Raw genomic sequence first — 15,949 nt, forward strand, 5'->3', positions numbered from 1 at the left:
GAAACCGGGTGAGTCTGCATCGTTCCCGGAAATCTCGCTGACGCCGATTCCCAAGCCGAAGCCACAACCGGAACCGAAGCCGACGACTACTTCGCCGGCCACCACGGCGACGAAGCCGTCGACTCCGAAGCCGACGACCTCGGCCGCAAATCCGTCGACTCCGAAGCCGACGACGTCTACCCCCAAGACGACCACGACGAAGCCGGCCACCTCGACGTCGACCAAGGTGACCCCGACGACTACGACGCAGCCGTCTACCACGACGACTACGACGCAGCCGACCACGTCCACCTCGGCGACCAAGCCGACGGCCGAGCCTGCTCCGACCACGGACTCCAAGCCGAAGAAGCCGAGCATCATCGGCACTGTCACCGACCCGGAGGGCAACCCGCTTCCGCCGTCGAAGGATAAGGACGGCAAGCCGCAGCCGCCGACCGTGATTGTCAAGGACAAGGACGGCAACCAGGTCGGCGACCCGATCGAGGTTGACGAGAACGGCAACTTCGAGGTTCCGGAGGTGCCGGAGGACGGCGATTACGTGGTGATCGTCGACGCGCCGGACGGCTTCAACGATCCGAAACCGCAGGTTGTACCGGTGAAGAAGGGTGAGACCTCCAAGCTGCCGCCGATCAAGGTGGACAAGCCGGAGATTGAGCTGGACAAGAACAAGCCGGCTGCAAAGCCGGGCTCCGTCCACGGTTGGTTGGTCGACGATTCCAACCGTCCGATCACCGGTTCCGACATCAAGCTGGTGAAGAAGGGCGTTACCGACCCGGAGACCGGTGAGACGTTCGACTACGAGGTCCCGATCAAGGTCGACGCAGACGGCTACTTTGTCACCCCGTCGATCGACTTCAAGTACTTCCCGGACGGCAAGGCCGACTTCGACCTCGAGGTCACCCTGCCTGAGGGCTGGCCGGATGTGGACGTCAACGGCGACAAGATCAACCGCACCGTGACCGTTAAGTCTGGCGAGTCCACCCCGGTGGAGATCAAGGTTGAGGCGCCGGAGACCCAGTCCATCGTCGGCCGCGTCGACGATGGCAACGGCAAGGCTGTGCCGGGCACTGTTGTTGTGGTGACCGATCCGCGCGGCAACTCCCGCGTCATCCCGGTCGAGGACGACGGCTCCTTCGAAATCGACGACGTCATTCCGGGCGTCCACGATGTGGAGATCCTCACCCCGGGCCGCGGCAACGATGCTGACCCGATCAAGGTGCCGGTGCGCGCTGGCGAGGATGTCGAGCTGCCGGAGATCCACCTGACCGAGAACAAGTCCCTGAAGCTTGAGAAGCGAGTTTGGGGCCGTGACGCCGACAACAACGGCAAGGTCAAGAACGAGGACGGCGAGCTTGTCGACGATGTGATGACCGTCAAGGACGGCGAGGACCTCCTCTACGCCCTGATTGTCACCAACGACGGCGACACGCCGATCAAGGACATCACGTTCGACGATCCGGAGCTGGAGAAGCGCAACATTGAGCTGACCATGCCGGAAGGCTGGACCGCTGAGTCTGAGCTGGCTCCGGGCGACTCCAAGGTCTTCAGCGCCAAGATGAAGGCGCCGGAGGATGCGTTCGACTTCAACAACGTCGCAACCGCAAGCGGTGTCACCTCCAAGGGCGAGAAGGTCAGCTCCCTGCCGGATTCCGCTTACACCAAGTTCCTGCGCGGCGCTGTGGACAAGAAGGTCAACGCCCGCTTCGCCACCAACAAGGATAAGCCGGTGAAAGCCGAAGCGAACTCGCCGCTGGGCTTCACCTACGAGGTGACCAACACCGGATCCACGCCGATGGTGAATGTTTCTCTCACCGACATCGTCTACGAGGACGGCGTCGACGAGGACAAGTGCGAGCCGGCGAAGGCGTCCGACAAGACCGAGGACAGCCAGTGCTACGACCTCGATGTCAAGGCGCCGGAGGATTTCAACGGCACCCTGCTGCCGGGCGAGCGGGTGATCTTCACCGCCGAGCTGCCGGAGGGCCTCAAGGAGGGTGCAAAGCACCACAACGCAGCTGAGGCTCGTGGCGAGCTGCCGGCACGTCCGGGCCGCGGCGACAGCTACACCGGCGAGCCGGAGTACGGCGAGGACCCGTCGTCCGTGCTGATCATCTCCCCGAAGGACAACATCAAGGGCAACGCCCACGTCGTGGTCTCCGAGGGCGCAGAGATCGACTCCAGCAACCTCCAGGTGATTGCTTGGGTCGACGACAACGGCAACGGCAAGCAGGATCCGGAAGAGAGCCTGACCGGCCTGAAGATCTCCCTGGTGCCGTCCGACGGTGCCCCGTCCTTCGCCGGCGATTCCGACGAGAACGGCAACGTCCTGTTCGAGGGCACGCCGTACGGCAAGTACTCGGTGAAGATTGACAGCCCGGGCAACCTGCGCCTGGTCGACCCGAAGGATCCGGAGAACAACTCCTTCGATCCGGGTGCGGTCCTCGAGTCCAAGGAATTCGAGGTCAACAAGGACGAGCAGTACATCAACCTCCAGCTGGAGACCCCGCGTACCGCAGGCATCTCCGAGGGTGGCGCTGCACAGGGCGACGAGGACGGCAGCTCCCTGGGCAAGTGCCTGGCATCTGCGTCCTCCGTGTCCAACCCGGTTGCATGGCTGGTTCCGCTCGGCCTGCTCGGCGCCGTCATGGGCGGCATCGGCGTGATGTTCGAGGATGAGCTGAACCAGGTTTCCGCCCAGGCCAACGCCGCACTCCGCCAGGCCCTGCCGGAAACGAACTTCGGCAACGGCCTCAACTTCGAGCGTCCGCAGTGGATGAACGAGATCCAGGCGCAGATCGACGGCGTGAACCGTCAGCTGGCAGAAATCAACCCGGCTGCCCCGGCAGCCGCCGGCGGTGTGGCACTGCTGGCATTGGCTGGTCTGCTTACCGGCCTGTACTACGCAAGCTGTGAGCTGGGCTGGGCTGATCCGCAGGAGAGCGGTAGCTCCTCCAAGGATTCCGAGGGCTCCAGCTCCGAGGGCTCCAGCTCCGAGAAGACCGACGCTGAGGCTGAGGACCAGCCGGAAGAGGCCACCAACTAAAGCCCCGCTCCATGGTTGAGATATCAGCGGCACCCCGGCCTCGTCGAGACGCATCGGCGAGGCCGGGGTGCTGTGTTTTTACAGGCAATAAATATTGAGACAGCGCGCTGAAACGTATAGATTCGTAGATGCTTTTTGGGCTTTCGCGCGCTTTTTCACATTCGAGAGGTAATAATGGCTTCAAACTCCAAGGTCAACCGCATCGCCGGGCTGTCGCTCGCCGCTGCAGTCGCGGGCACGCTCACACTCGTGCCCGTTGCGAAGGCGGATACGTCGTCTCCGTCCTCGGAGTCCGCTACTTCGAAGGCTCCTATCGTCTCCACGGAGGACACGAGCTCCGCCGCTCCGGTTTCCTCGGTGTCTTCCTCCACCTCTGCGTCGGCCAGCGAGTCCGCTTCCGCGGTGAAGCCGGCTGAGGGGTCCACGAAGGCGTCGACAAGCAAGGTTGCCCCCACAACCAAGGCGGACACCGCGCAGGAGTGGGCCGACATCCTCAAGGGCTTCGCCTCCCTGATCGTCTCGGCGACGGCCGCTGGCTCCGGCACCGCGGGTGTGGAGTACACCTCTGACAACCACACCTACAGCGCCGTGGCCAGCAACCCGACCAACGGCCGCCTCTACGCCGTGTCCAACGAGGGCCACCTGCTGCGCATCCACCCGCAGACCGGCAACCTGAAGGACCTGGGCGCGATCCCGGGCGTGGACGCCAAGGAGATCACCTCCGCGGCCTTCACGCAGGACGGCACCTTCGTGCTTTTCGACGGCGAAGCCGTCCACACCAAAGACCTCGCAGACGACGAAACCGGTCCGAAGAGCGCCCCGAAGAACCTCGAGTTTGTGAAGAAGCCTATCGAAGGCGTGCGCGACCTGCCGGAGCTTGCGTGGGCTCCTACCGACAACGACGCCGAGCTGGTTGCACTCGGCGTTAAGGACGGCAAGGCGACGCGCTACACCCTGAACGTGAAGGGCGAGGAAGCCACCGCCGCCGAGGCTCCTGCCGAGGTTGCAAAGGGCGTCGACCTGGATGACGTCGCCGCGTTCGAGTACGCCTACCTGGAGGATGACGCCACGTTCTTCGCCGACGGCGAAGGCAACGCCGTGAAGTTCGAAGACGGCAAGATCGTCGACGTTGAGGCTGACCGCTCTGCCGAGGACAACTACAAGGCAGTGGCGGGCCTGGAGGCGAAGCCGGCCTCCGCCGCCGGCGAGACCCCGGTGGCCGGTTCCGGCCAGCCGACCGCCGACGCTGATGCGCCGACGGTGTCCGCGACCAACACCGCGGAGCCGACGCCGTCCAAGAAGTCCCCGAGCATTGGCCAGAAGGCCCCCGAGGTTGTCGAGCTCGACGTTGAGGTGCTGACCGAGGACGGCCGCCCAGTGCAGGGCGTCACCTTTGTCAGCAAGGACGGCACTGTCGACGGCAGCACCGACGAAACCGGCAAGGGCAAGGTATCCCTCAAGGTTGACGATGCCTCCCGCGAGAAGAAGGCCTTCAACCTGGCAATCGCCGAGGCGCCGGAAGGCTGGGGCGACTCCGTGGCTGAGGTTCAGCGCGGCGCCAAGTCCGTGAAGTTCATCCTCCCGGAGGGCGAGAACGCGTCTGCGACCACCACCGTGGCGGCGCAGGCGGGCACGCCGACGTCGACGCCTGCCACCACCACGACGAAGAAGACTACGGAGCAGGACAGCGACGGCCTGATCGAGGTGGACGTCCTGGTCAAGACCGCCGACGACAAGGTCGTCGAGGGCGCCGAGTTCAAGAGCGAGGACGGCCGCGTCTTCGGCACCACCGATGCGAACGGCCGCGGCAAGGTCACCATCGACCCGAAGAAGGACAATGCGAAGCTCGTCCAGCTCACGCTGAAGGAAGCGCCGAAGGGGTACAAGAACGCCGACGTGGTGATCCGCCGCGGCGACACTGAGGCAGAGCTCGTGCTCCCGCGCGACCCCAACGCGACCCCGTCGTCCACGCTGAGCAAGCCGGACCAGGTGCTGAAGGTCATCGACCAGGTCCGTCCAATGGCGTCGTCCTTCCTCGCCCCGGCGGCCGCACTGGCTGGCGCTGGCGGCCTAGCGGGCGCGGCTGGCGCCGGTGGCTCGAAGACCACCAAGACCACGTTCGGCGGCACGAAGGTGACCTCGAGCAGCACCACGGGCCGTTCCACGGGCCGCTCCACCAGCGTGACCCCGTCCGCGAAGGTGGTCACCCGCAATGGCAACTCCACCAAGGTGGCCAAGGCGAACTCGACCACCCGCACCACCTCCTCCGACACGGAGCGCGACGGTGATCTCGCGGATACCGGTACCCCGATGCGCGCAATTATCGCGCTCGGCGTGCTGTCCGTGCTCATCGGTGGCGCTTACCTGGCGCTGGGCCGCCGCCGCGAGAACCAGTAGGCCCGCGTAGAACCGCAAAAGGCGGCTCTCAGCTTCTGGGGGCCGCCTTTTGTCATGCCGGAAGGTTAGAACACTTCGACGCGCCCGCCCACGGACTCGATCTGCACCAGCTGCTTCTCCCAGCCCGGGGTGCCCGGGTGCACGCGCATGATCGGGCGCGAGGAGATCTCCACGGGCGAGACCGACTCGCGCCGCGCTCCCTTGCGCGCGGCCATGCGCAGGTGGGCGCGGTGGCCGGACTTGGTCAGCTCCTCAAGTGACCGGCTCTCGCCGGACAGGGAGTCGCGGGCGCCCTGGAGGAGGGCGATGAACTCGTCCAGCACCGGCACCAGGGACTCCGCGTTGGTTTCGCACATGTTGCGCACCAGATCCGGGTCGGTGCTGGCCACGCGCGTGGAGCCGCGGAAGGACCCGGCGGACAGGGACTGCGCTAGGGTGCCGCCGTGGTCGCCGACCAGCGCCAGCGCCTCGGCGATCACGTGCGGCAGGTGGGACACGCGGGCGACGGCCTCGTCGTGGCGGTCCACAGAGACCGGCACCGCCTCCGCACCGACCACCGAGGCCATCCGGCAGACCACGGTGAACAGCTCGGCCCACGCGGGGTCGCCGGGGTGCTCGCGGGCGTAGTCGAAGGTCACGGCCCACGCAGCGCTTGCGAACAGACCCTCCTGGGAGGCGGTCCACCCGGAAAATTCCGTGCCGGCCATCGGGTGCCCGCCCACATAGCGGGACTCCAGGCCGCGCTCGACCACCAGGTCGTAGACTGGCTTTTTCACGCTGACCACGTCGGTGATGCCGCACGAGGGCGCGAATTCGGCCACCTGGTCCAGCACCGAGGCCACGGCCCGCATCGGCACTGCCACAACCACCAGCGCGCGGTCGTGTTCGGCGCGGCGCAGCACTTCCTCCACGGAGTCGGATACGTCGAATCCGTCCCTGCGGGCGGCGCGGGCACCGTGCAGCGTGAAGCCGTAGACGCGCTCCCCACGCGTTTGCAGGTCGCGCATGAGCGATCCGCCGATGAGTCCGAGGCCGACAATGCACACTGGGGGCAGCTGATGGGTAGTCACCGCACTCAGTCTAGTGACACCTCCGCGGGCGCGGACTACGCTTCGACACCATGAGCCAGGATTTCCCGGACGGGTACGCAGTCACCGTCGAGCGCGCAGATGGCGCGTGGCGTGTGCGCGAGTTCGACGACGACTTTTCGGACTTTTCCACCTCCATCACCGCGGTTCGCAACCTGCGCGCGGAGGGGCCGGCCTTTGCGCTGCTCAATGTGGAGGAGGACTACCTGGTCATCGTGCGCCCGGGGCCGTCGCAAACCCGCGTGCTCATCTCGGATGCGACGATGGCGGTGGACGACGATTTCGCCGCGGACATCCTGGACGAGGCGGGCACCGAGATCCCGGACATTGACCCGGACGAGCTGGACAATGTGGACGCGTGGGCGGACGGGGACTTCGACATCCTCGCGGACCTCGGCCTGTCCGAGGAGCAGATGAGCATTTTGCTTGACGACGACGCGGATCCGGCCGACCTCGCCCAGTCAATCGCCGACGAGCTCGGGTTTGGCGACGAGTTGGACGACGTTGTCGGTTAGCCTGCGGCGCGCCGAGGAGCGCATGCGCGTCGCGCTCGAGACCGCCAAACAGACTCCCGCCGGCGACGTACCGGTGGGCGCTGTCGTGTTTGATGCCGCGGGCGAGGTGGTGGGCAGGGGCGTGAACCGTCGAGAAGCGAACTGCGATCCCACCGCCCACGCCGAGGTGGAAGCGATCCGCGACGCCGCGCGGACGTTGGGGGCGTGGCGGCTGGACGGCTGCGAGCTGGTGGTAACGCTGGAGCCGTGCACGATGTGTGCGGGCGCGATCCTGGGGGCGCGGGTGTCCTCGCTGGTCTTCGGCGCGTGGGAGCCGAAGACCGGCGCGGTGGGCAGTGTGCTGGACGCGATCCGGGACCCGCGCCACCTGCACACCCCCGAGGTGCGCGCGGGCGTGCTGGAGGCGGAAGCTGCCTTCATGCTCAAAAGCTTCTTTAAAGGCCTGAGGGTTAATTGAATCGTTACCCAACGCCGCGCCATTCGGACCTATAGTGGGCGAACGCAACCGAAAATCAACGAAAAGGAGTTAGACAATGGGTATCGAGGACAAGGCAGACCAGCTCAAGGGCGGCGCTAAGGAAGCTCTGGGCAACCTCACCGATAACGAGAAGCTCGCCAACGAGGGCAAGGCTGACCAGCTGGTCGGCTCCGCCAAGGAGAAGCTCTCCGAGGCTGGCGACGCTATCAAGGACAAGGCCAACGAGGTCGCCGCGAAGGTCGAGGACAAGCGCGACGAGGCTGAGGACCAGGCTGAGCGCTAATTTGGTTATCCGGCAGCGCTGCCGTTAATCTGTTCGGCGGTAGCGTGTCCGAGCGGCCGAAGGTACTCGCCTCGAAAGCGAGTGAGGGTAAAACCTCCGCGGGTTCAAATCCCGCCGCTACCGCCAAAGTGTCAAGCCCCCGGAAACGGGGGCTTTTCGCATGTCGGGGGCGGCCACTAGGATGGGCCGGGTTACGCTCGCGCGGGCCGCGGGCGGGAAGGAACGGGTCTTTTACGTGGCGAAACTGCTGTACAAACTCGGGCGCTGGTCGTACCTGCACAAGTGGCGGGTGATCGTCGCCTGGCTGCTGCTGCTCGGGGCGACGGCCGCTGGCGCGTTGTCGCTGATGAAGCCGTTCACGGACGAGTTCGCTATCGAGAACACCCCGGCGATTGACGCGCTGGATTCCATGGCGGAGAACTTCCCCGACGCGGGCAACGTGGCCACCGCGCCGAGCGTGAACCTGGTCTTCGCCGCGCCCGAAGGGGAGCGGCTGGACACCCCGGAGCACATGGCGGCGATGGATCAGACCGTAGGTTACATCCGCGACCACCTGGGCGTGGAGGGGCAGCGCTTTGGCAATCCGGTGCAGGTCAATGAGGAGCTGCAGCGCATCATCATCGACCAGATGTCGGAGATGGGCATGCCGTCCGAGCGCGCGGAGGCGGACGCGCACAACATGCGGATGCTTTCCGACGATGGCCGCATCGCCTACACCACCTTCGACTTCGATGCCCCGTCCTCGATGTCCGTGGACCAGGCGGACCGCGATGTGGTGACTGAGGCCATGCAGCTGGGCCGCGACGCCGGGCTGCAGGTGGAGGCCGGCGGTGCCGGCTTCGGCGACCCGATCGCGGTGAAGACCACCTCCGAGATGGTTGGCCTGGGCGTGGCGTTTGTGGTGCTGGTGGTCACGTTTGGTTCGCTGGCCGCGTCGGTGATCCCGCTGATCTCCGCCGTGGTGGGCGTGGGCATCGGCGCGCTTTTGGTGCTGCTGACCACCCACTGGGTGGAGCTGAACAACGTCACCCCGGTGCTGGCGGTGATGATCGGTCTGGCCGTGGGCATCGACTACGCACTGTTCATCCTCTCCCGCTACCGGCAGGAAGCGCGGGACCTGCCGCCGGACGAGGCCGCAGGCATGGCGGTGGGCACCGCCGGTTCCTCGGTGGTCTTCGCCGGCACCACGGTGTTCACCGCCCTGGTGGCGCTGGCGCTGGCGGGCATTGAGTTCCTCACCTGGATGGGCCTGGCGGCCGCGGCCACCGTGGCGATCTCCGTGCTGGTGGCGCTCACACTCGTGCCCGCGCTGTTGGGCCTGTGGGGCTCGAAGGCGTTCGCCGGCAAGATCCCCGGCCTGGCCGGCAACCCCGGGCCCGGCAAGCGCCCGGGCAAGGACCTGGACGGCAACTCCCTGGGCCGGCGCTGGGTCCGCTTCGTGGAAAAGGCCCCCGGCCTGGTCATGGCCGTGGTGGTGCTGGGCTTAAGCGCGCTGAGTATCCCGGTGCTGAACCTGGAGATGGCCCTGCCGTCGGACACCACCTCCAACCTGGACACCACCCAGCGCAAGTCCGCCGACCTGATGGCGGAGGGCTTCGGCCCCGGCGTCAACGCCCCACTTTTGCTGGTGGTGGACGCGCACAGCGTCAACCCGGACTCGGAAATCCTGCAGCCGTACATGGACGCCATCCCGGACGAGGCCGGCGGCGACGCCGAAAAGGCCGCGATGGCCAGCTTCATCTACACCGTGGGCGAGGTCGGTGCCGTCGGCGGCATCACCCACGCCCAGCTCATCGGCGCCAACGAGGACTTCACCGCCGCGCAGATCCTGGCCACCCCAGACGGCGGACCCGAGGAGCAGCGCACCCTCTCCGTCGCCCACGGCGTGCGCGACGTGATCGGCCAGGTGGAAGACGCCACCGGTACCGACATAGGGCTGACCGGCCTGACCGCGGTGCAGATGGACATCACCGAGGAACTCGCCGAGGCCATGCCGCTGTACCTGACCATCGTGGTGGGCCTGGCCATCGTGCTGCTCATGGTGGTGTTCCGCTCCATCCTCGTGCCCCTCGTGGCAGGCCTGGGCTTCCTGCTCTCGGTGGGCGCCGCGTTCGGCGTCACCGTCCTGGTCTTCCAGGAGGGGTTGTTCGGCCTGGTCAACACACCGGGCCCGATCCTGTCGTTCCTGCCCATCTTCATGATCGGCGTGACCTTCGGCCTGGCCATGGACTACCAGGTCTTCCTGGTCACGCGCATTCGTGAGGCGTATCTGAAACGTGGAAACGTCGATAAGCTTCGCGCCGTCCACGAATCCACCGTCGAAGGTTTCGCGCAGGGCGCACGCGTGGTCACCGCCGCCGCGATCATCATGATCGCCGTGTTCATCGCGTTCTTGGACCAGCCGCTGCCATTCATCCAAATCTTCGGCTTCGCCCTCGGCATCGCCGTGCTCTTCGACGCCTTCTTTATCCGCATGGCCCTCGTCCCCGCCACCATGTACATCCTGGGCCGCTCCACCTGGTGGATGCCCAAGTGGCTCGACCGTCTCCTGCCCGAAGTGGACGTCGAGGGCACCGAACTAGAAAAGGAACACGCATGACCGACGTGACGTTTGAGGCCCACACCCAGCTCGAGCCCGCGCCGGGTCGCCACGGCCGCACCGGTGTGATCCACACCCCGCACGGCGACATTCAGACCCCGGCGTTCATCCCCGTGGCCACGAAGGCGACGGTGAAAACGCTCACGCCGGAGCAGATCCGCCAAACCGGCGCGCAGGCGATCTTGTCCAATGCGTACCACCTGTACCTGCAGCCCGGCCCCGACATCGTGGACGAGGCCGGCGGTGTGGCCGCGTTTGAAAACTGGCACGGGCCCACCTACACCGACTCCGGCGGCTTCCAAGTGATGAGCCTCGGTGTCGGGTTTAAGAAGGTCCTGGCCATGGACGTGGCGGGGCTGACCGATTCCGACATCCGCGCCGCGAACAAGGACCGCATGGCGCGCGTGGACGACGACGGCGTGGACTTCAAATCCGTCATCGACGGCTCGTCGCACCGCTTCACGCCCGAGGTGTCCATGCAGATCCAGCACCAGCTCGGCGCCGACATCATGTTCGCCTTCGACGAGCTGACCACCCTCGTGGACACCCGCGCCTACCAGGAGCATTCCGTCGAGCGCACGCGCCGCTGGGCCCGCAGGTGCCTGCTCGAGCATGATCGCTTAACGACGGCACGTTCCAGCAAACCCCTCCAATCCCTCTGGGGCGTCGTCCAGGGTGCCCAATACGAGGACCTGCGCCGATCCGCCGTGCGGGGCCTGTTGGACCTGGACAAGGAGGCGCGCGCCGAGGGCCGCCGCGGCTTTGGCGGCTTCGGCATCGGCGGCGCGCTGGAGAAAGAGAACCTGGGCACCATCGTCGGCTGGGTCACCGACGAACTGCCCGTTTCGATGCCGCGTCATCTGCTGGGGATTTCCGAACCGGACGACATCTTCACCGCCGTCGAGGCCGGCGCCGACACCTTCGACTGCGTGGCACCGACCCGCCTGGGCCGCCGCGGCGGGGTATACACCCTGGACGGTCGGATGAACCTCGCCGGCGCCCGGTTCAAGCGCGACTTCGCCGGGGTGGACGAGGAGTTCGGCGGCTACGTCTCCGAAAACTACTCGCGGGCCTACATCCACCACTTGCTCAAGGCCAAGGAGTTTTTGGCCGGCACGCTGTGCACGATGCACAACCTGGAGTTCATGATCCGGCTGGTGGACAACATCCGCGCCGCCATCGACGCCGGCGACTACGAGGCCTACCGCGACGAGTTCCTCGGCCGCTACTACGCGGGTCAGCGCAAGTAGGGGCCCTCCGCGCCGGTCGTTGTTTCCGGCCCCGCCTGCGCCTCTCTCTGCCCCGCCCGCGCCCCCTCCCTCCGCGTTTCCAGCTACAAGGGGCCAGCTAATCGCGATTTTTCGCCGGATAGCTGGCTGCTACTAGCTGGATCCTCGGCTCCGGGGCGGCACCTACAAGCGATCGAGGATCATGTTCATCGTTTCGGTGGCTGCCGCGATGTTTTCGTCGGTGGGCACGGTGAGGTTCACGTTTACTATCGCGCCGTTTTTCTGAGCGAGCGTGTTGTACGCGTCCAACTGCAGACCGTCAGATTCGGTCCTTTGAATGATCGAGTAGCCTTTCTCCGCATTTGCAGTAAACGGCAGCCGCTCGATGGTGATGTGCATCGTCCCAGCTTCAGTGGTGTACGAGTAGTTCTCGCATTTATCCAGGCTGGCGCTTACCTTGTCGGCCATCGGATCCTTTGTCACGCTGCGGTGGTAGGCAATCGCTGAAAAACCATCGGTCTGCAGGTCACCGATGGTGAACGTCTTCGCCGACATTTTTTCGGGGATGTACTCTTCCTCGCTTTTCTTGAACTCTTCGGCGCATTCAGGCGGATCGAATGAATAGTTTTCCGCGCCCTCGAGGTCGCGCGTTTGTTGTGCGTACTCCTCGATCTGCTCGGGCGGATACGCAGCAATTTGCTCGCCCTTGTACGTGATGCCGTCAAAAAGCTGGGAGAAATCCACGTCCTCCGGCACTTCAGTCGGCGCATCTTCTGAGGCGTTTTCCTCTGCGACCGCCTCCTCTGCGACCGCAGCGGACGACTCTGGGGTGTCCTGCTCTTGGCTCGCTTGGTCGCTGGAACTGCATCCAGCCGCGAGCAACAGAGCGCACGCAGCGAGGGAGGCTCCAACCGTATTCAGTATTCGAGCTGTCTGCATGATGCTTCCCCTTTTGCGTCATTCGGCTACTTGCCAGCCCACCCGGCAAGTAGTTTTCAGCATAGAAGCAATTACGGGCGAGGGCAGTCCGCACAAACCCTGAGCAACCGATCCCTACTATGGGCAAAATCCGCGCATACTCTGGCTCCCTTCCTCAGGGTTTGTGCGCAAAGTACCCAAACCCGCTACGCCGCCGCGCGCTCCTCGGCCCGGCGCACCGCTGCGATGGTCGGGTACGTCACCGGAAGCAGCAGCACCTCCATGGCGGTCTTCCACACGAAGCCGACCACCACGTAGTTCACAAACGCTCCCGCCGAGTCGACGCCGATGACGCTGGCGGCGATGGAGCAGAACAGCAGCGTGTCCGCGAATTCGCCGACCACGGTGGAGCCGATCAGGCGAGCCCACAGATGCCCAGCACCAAACCGGTCCTTCATCCGCTGCAGCACCCACGCGTTGAGCAGTTGCCCCACCACGTATCCGGTCAGCGACGCCGCCACGATCTGGGGCAACAGGCCGAGGACGGCGGCGAAGGTGTCGTCCATGTCGTAGAACTCGGCAGCCGGCAGCCAGATCGCGATGTAGAAAGACAGCACCGCGACAACGGCGATGCCGAATCCGGTGAACACGGCCCGCCGAGCAGCCTTAAATCCGTAGACCTCGGCTATCACGTCGCCGATGACATAGGAGATGGGGAAGAGGAAGAACGCGCCGTCGGTGATCAGCGGCCCGAGTGCGACGCCTTTTTGCGCGGTGATGTTGGAGATCAGAAACACTGCGCAGAACAGGGCGAGCAGGTAGGGGTACGGGGAGCGGGAAACGCGGGGTGACATGCGCTTTATCATGGCACACATGTCTGATTTCGAAGCTCCTGCCGGCCGCTACGCCCCAAGCCCCAGCGGTGATCTGCACTTCGGCAACCTCCGCACCGCGGTGTTGGCGTGGTTGTTCGCGCGCCACACCGGCCGCAACTTCTACCTGCGCGTGGAGGACATTGATTCGGAGCGCTCGTCCGCGGAGTCCGCGCAGCGCCAGATCGAGGATCTCAAGATGCTCGGCCTCGACTTCGATTCACCCGTGATCTATCAGCACGATCGGGGCGACGCGTACGCCGAGGCGCTTCACCGCCTGGACACCTACGAGTGTTACTGCACCCGCCGCGACATCCGCGAGGCCGCCTCCGCGCCCCATGCGCAGCCCGGCATGTACCCGGGCACCTGCCGCGATCTTTCGGAAGAGCAGCGAGCTCTACGACGCTCCGAGCTCCACGCCGAAGGCCGCCTCCCGGCAATCAGGCTGCGCGCGCACGTGAGGGAGTGGACGGTGCGCGACTTCTATCAGGGCGAATATACGGGGCCGGTGGACGATGTGATCCTGAAGCGCGGCGGGCGGATCGATCAGGCGCAGGCGGGGGACTGGGCATACAACCTGGCCGTGGTCGTCGACGATGGATTCCAGGGCGTGGACCAGGTGGTGCGCGGAGACGATCTGTTGTTTTCGGCGCCGGCTCAGGCGTACCTGGCCGACCGTTTAGGGCTCACAGTCCCCGTTTATATTCATGTTCCGCTCGTGTTGGGGCCGGAAGGGCGTCGATTGGCAAAGCGTGATGGGGCGGTGACGTTGCGGGAAATGTTGAGGGGGAACAGTGCGGAAGAAGTTGTGTCGCAAATCGCGGAATCGCTCGGCTACGTGGGGGTTTCGAACGTCCAGAAGTTACTGGAGGAATTTGAACCGGCGCAGCTTTCGCGCGAACCGTGGCTGTGGACGCCTCAACAAAGATGAATTTTTGCCATATATAACCTGGGTTTTATATTAAATTTCCTTGCGGAATGACTGAATTTCACTCATATTGGGCCACACCCTTTTAGCTAGCCCTTTGAGGAGATTTCAATGAACCCGAAGAAGATCGCCGCGAGCGCCGTCGCATTGGCTCTCGGCACCTCCGCCATCGTGGCGCCGCAGGCGACTGCGCTGCCGGAAGAATTTGTCAGCCCGCCGGGTGCCCTGGGCAACCCGGAGCAGGATGACTGCCAGATCATCATGGAGGACAACGTTTCCACCTCCCAGCCGGGTGACGCCAGGGAAGCGGACCAGAACGGCGTTTTCGCTGGTGTCGCGCTCAACGAGGCCAACACCGAGTACCTGGCGTGGGTCTCCGTGGACAGCAAGGGCGAGCGCATCTTTGAGCGTGCCGTGGCGAACGCCGAGATCACGAACAATGCGACCAAGGACGTCACGCAGTCGTTCACGGTGAAAGAGCAGCAGTCGGGCACGCTCGCGTTCGATGCGGAACACGAGGGCGAGAAAGTCAACCTCGACGTCACCGACATTATCCCGGTCGACAACGAGCAATTCTCGGTGAAGCCAGGCGAGCGTCAGACGGTGTCCGCGAAGCTCGGCCTGAACGACTCCCTGGATAAGCAGACGTGGGCGTGGAAGATCAACCAGCCCACCTCATCTGGGCAGTCGGTCACCCGTGTGAACACCTGGGCGACCGTCGACGTTGCGCCGTGGCCGTTTGAGACGGACAACTGCCTGCCCATCACCGCGTCGTCCACCAAGTCCAAGGCGATCATCGCTGACGGCAACGAGTACGACACCGGTATCACCGTCGCCAACGCCGAGAACGACTTCGAGCGCCTGACCGGCAATGTTACCGTGGGCGGCAAGGCTGTCGCCGACGCCAAGGTGCGTGTGGACGCCGCAGGCAAGGTCTACGTCACCCTGCCGAAGAACGCGACCGGCGGCGTCGATAACGACAAGCCAGCCAAGGTCGACGTGGAGCTGCTCGCTCAGCCGCGCGAGGAGACCAAGGACTCCAAGTTCGAGGCCTACAGCTCGCCGCAGGTGCTGCGCGTGGTGGACGACCTCGGCCGCGTCAACCAGGATTCGCCGGAGTTCACCGGCGAGGTTCCGGTGCAGAAGTTCGCGCCGGAATACAAGTCCCCGGCCAACGTGAAGCCGGGCAAGACCGTCAACGTTGCACTGAAGACCCAGCCGGGCGACGTGCGCGGTAAGGCAGTGGACGCCACCTACACCGTCAAGAACGCCCCGGAGGGTTGGACCGCCGAGCCGGCCAAGGACGGCACCTTGAAGGTCACCGCTCCGGATGGCGCGAAGGGCGGCGACACCGCTGAGTTCACTGTTGAGGTGGCGTACCCGGATGGTTCCGTCGATACGCTTAAGCCCGTTGTGAAGGTGACGGACTTCCAGGCAACCGTGACCACCCCGGGCTACGGCGAGGAGAAGGGCAAGCGCGGCACCGAGGTCACCCTGACCCAGAACGAGAAGCTGCCGAAGGGCTCCACCTTCACCATCACCGAGGATCAGGACCTGGGCGACTGGAAGCCGGAGATCGACCCGAACACCGGCGAGATC

At 65.1% G+C, this 15,949-nt stretch carries 13 protein-coding genes and 1 tRNA gene; 10 read left to right on the forward strand and 4 right to left on the reverse strand.

From position 1 onward, the window contains the following. Window positions 1–225, reverse strand: a 225-nt coding sequence (locus HMPREF2791_RS12215) for a hypothetical protein (RefSeq protein WP_210400187.1), incomplete at its 3' end; no start/stop codon positions are given. Window position 226: 1 nt separating this feature from the next. On the opposite strand from HMPREF2791_RS12215, the gene HMPREF2791_RS11205 reads away from it, so the two are divergent. Both HMPREF2791_RS11205 and HMPREF2791_RS11210 read left to right on the forward strand, forming a co-directional pair. After that, complete coding sequence (locus HMPREF2791_RS11205) at window positions 227–3,043, forward strand: DUF7507 domain-containing protein (RefSeq protein ID WP_210400189.1); 2,817 nt, start codon at window positions 227–229, stop codon at window positions 3,041–3,043. 174 nt (window positions 3,044–3,217) lie between these two features. Continuing rightward, window positions 3,218–5,440: a hypothetical protein gene (locus HMPREF2791_RS11210; RefSeq protein ID WP_070845370.1), complete on the forward strand. Its 2,223-nt coding sequence runs from the start codon at window positions 3,218–3,220 to the stop codon at window positions 5,438–5,440. A gap of 65 nt (window positions 5,441–5,505) precedes the next feature. Here the strand turns inward: HMPREF2791_RS11210 and HMPREF2791_RS11215 are convergent, their stop codons facing one another. Further along, a complete protein-coding gene (locus HMPREF2791_RS11215; protein ID WP_141764992.1) occupies window positions 5,506–6,510 on the reverse strand; it encodes a prephenate dehydrogenase in 1,005 nt (334 codons plus the stop codon). A gap of 50 nt (window positions 6,511–6,560) precedes the next feature. Here HMPREF2791_RS11215 and HMPREF2791_RS11220 point away from each other — a divergent pair, with 50 nt between their 5' ends. The 6 genes from HMPREF2791_RS11220 to tgt all read left to right on the forward strand — a co-directional run bounded on the left by HMPREF2791_RS11220 (window position 6,561) and on the right by tgt (window position 11,653). Next, the gene (locus HMPREF2791_RS11220) at window positions 6,561–7,043 is read left to right on the forward strand and encodes a tRNA adenosine deaminase-associated protein (RefSeq protein ID WP_070845374.1); all 483 of its coding nucleotides are present in this window, start codon (window positions 6,561–6,563) and stop codon (window positions 7,041–7,043) included. A 22-nt stretch (window positions 7,044–7,065) separates the two neighbouring features. Continuing rightward, window positions 7,066–7,500 carry a nucleoside deaminase gene (locus tag HMPREF2791_RS11225; protein ID WP_070473459.1) on the forward strand — a complete coding sequence of 145 codons (435 nt, stop codon included), beginning with the start codon at window positions 7,066–7,068 and terminating at the stop codon, window positions 7,498–7,500. A 76-nt stretch (window positions 7,501–7,576) separates the two neighbouring features. Further along, entirely contained in the window at window positions 7,577–7,804 is a 228-nt protein-coding gene (locus HMPREF2791_RS11230; RefSeq protein ID WP_070473457.1) for a CsbD family protein, read from the forward strand. Window positions 7,805–7,842: 38 nt separating this feature from the next. Continuing rightward, a tRNA-Ser gene (locus tag HMPREF2791_RS11235) sits at window positions 7,843–7,930 on the forward strand. 109 nt (window positions 7,931–8,039) lie between these two features. Beyond that, window positions 8,040–10,403, forward strand: a complete 2,364-nt coding sequence (locus HMPREF2791_RS11240) for an MMPL family transporter (RefSeq protein WP_070473455.1) — start codon at window positions 8,040–8,042, stop codon at window positions 10,401–10,403. Continuing rightward, a complete protein-coding gene (gene tgt, locus HMPREF2791_RS11245) occupies window positions 10,400–11,653 on the forward strand; it encodes a tRNA guanosine(34) transglycosylase Tgt (protein WP_070845376.1) in 1,254 nt (417 codons plus the stop codon). The genes HMPREF2791_RS11240 and tgt overlap by 4 nt, the downstream gene beginning before the upstream one ends. 162 nt (window positions 11,654–11,815) lie before the next feature. Here tgt and HMPREF2791_RS11250 read toward each other — a convergent pair whose 3' ends face one another. Next, entirely contained in the window at window positions 11,816–12,571 is a 756-nt protein-coding gene (locus tag HMPREF2791_RS11250; protein ID WP_141764993.1) for a hypothetical protein, read from the reverse strand. Window positions 12,572–12,756: 185 nt separating this feature from the next. Beyond that, entirely contained in the window at window positions 12,757–13,404 is a 648-nt protein-coding gene (locus HMPREF2791_RS11255; protein WP_070845380.1) for a queuosine precursor transporter, read from the reverse strand. Between the two features lie 19 nt (window positions 13,405–13,423). Between HMPREF2791_RS11255 and gluQRS the strand changes: the two genes are divergently transcribed. Together gluQRS and HMPREF2791_RS11265 are read left to right on the forward strand one after the other, a co-directional pair. Next, the gene (gene gluQRS / locus HMPREF2791_RS11260; protein WP_070845424.1) at window positions 13,424–14,353 is read left to right on the forward strand and encodes a tRNA glutamyl-Q(34) synthetase GluQRS; all 930 of its coding nucleotides are present in this window, start codon (window positions 13,424–13,426) and stop codon (window positions 14,351–14,353) included. 108 nt (window positions 14,354–14,461) lie between these two features. Further along, window positions 14,462–15,949, forward strand: a 1,488-nt coding sequence (locus tag HMPREF2791_RS11265) for a YPDG domain-containing protein (protein WP_210400190.1), incomplete at its 3' end; no start/stop codon positions are given.

The sequence above is a fragment of the Corynebacterium sp. HMSC034A01 genome, from assembly GCF_001838175.1.
Taxonomy (GTDB): domain Bacteria; phylum Actinomycetota; class Actinomycetes; order Mycobacteriales; family Mycobacteriaceae; genus Corynebacterium.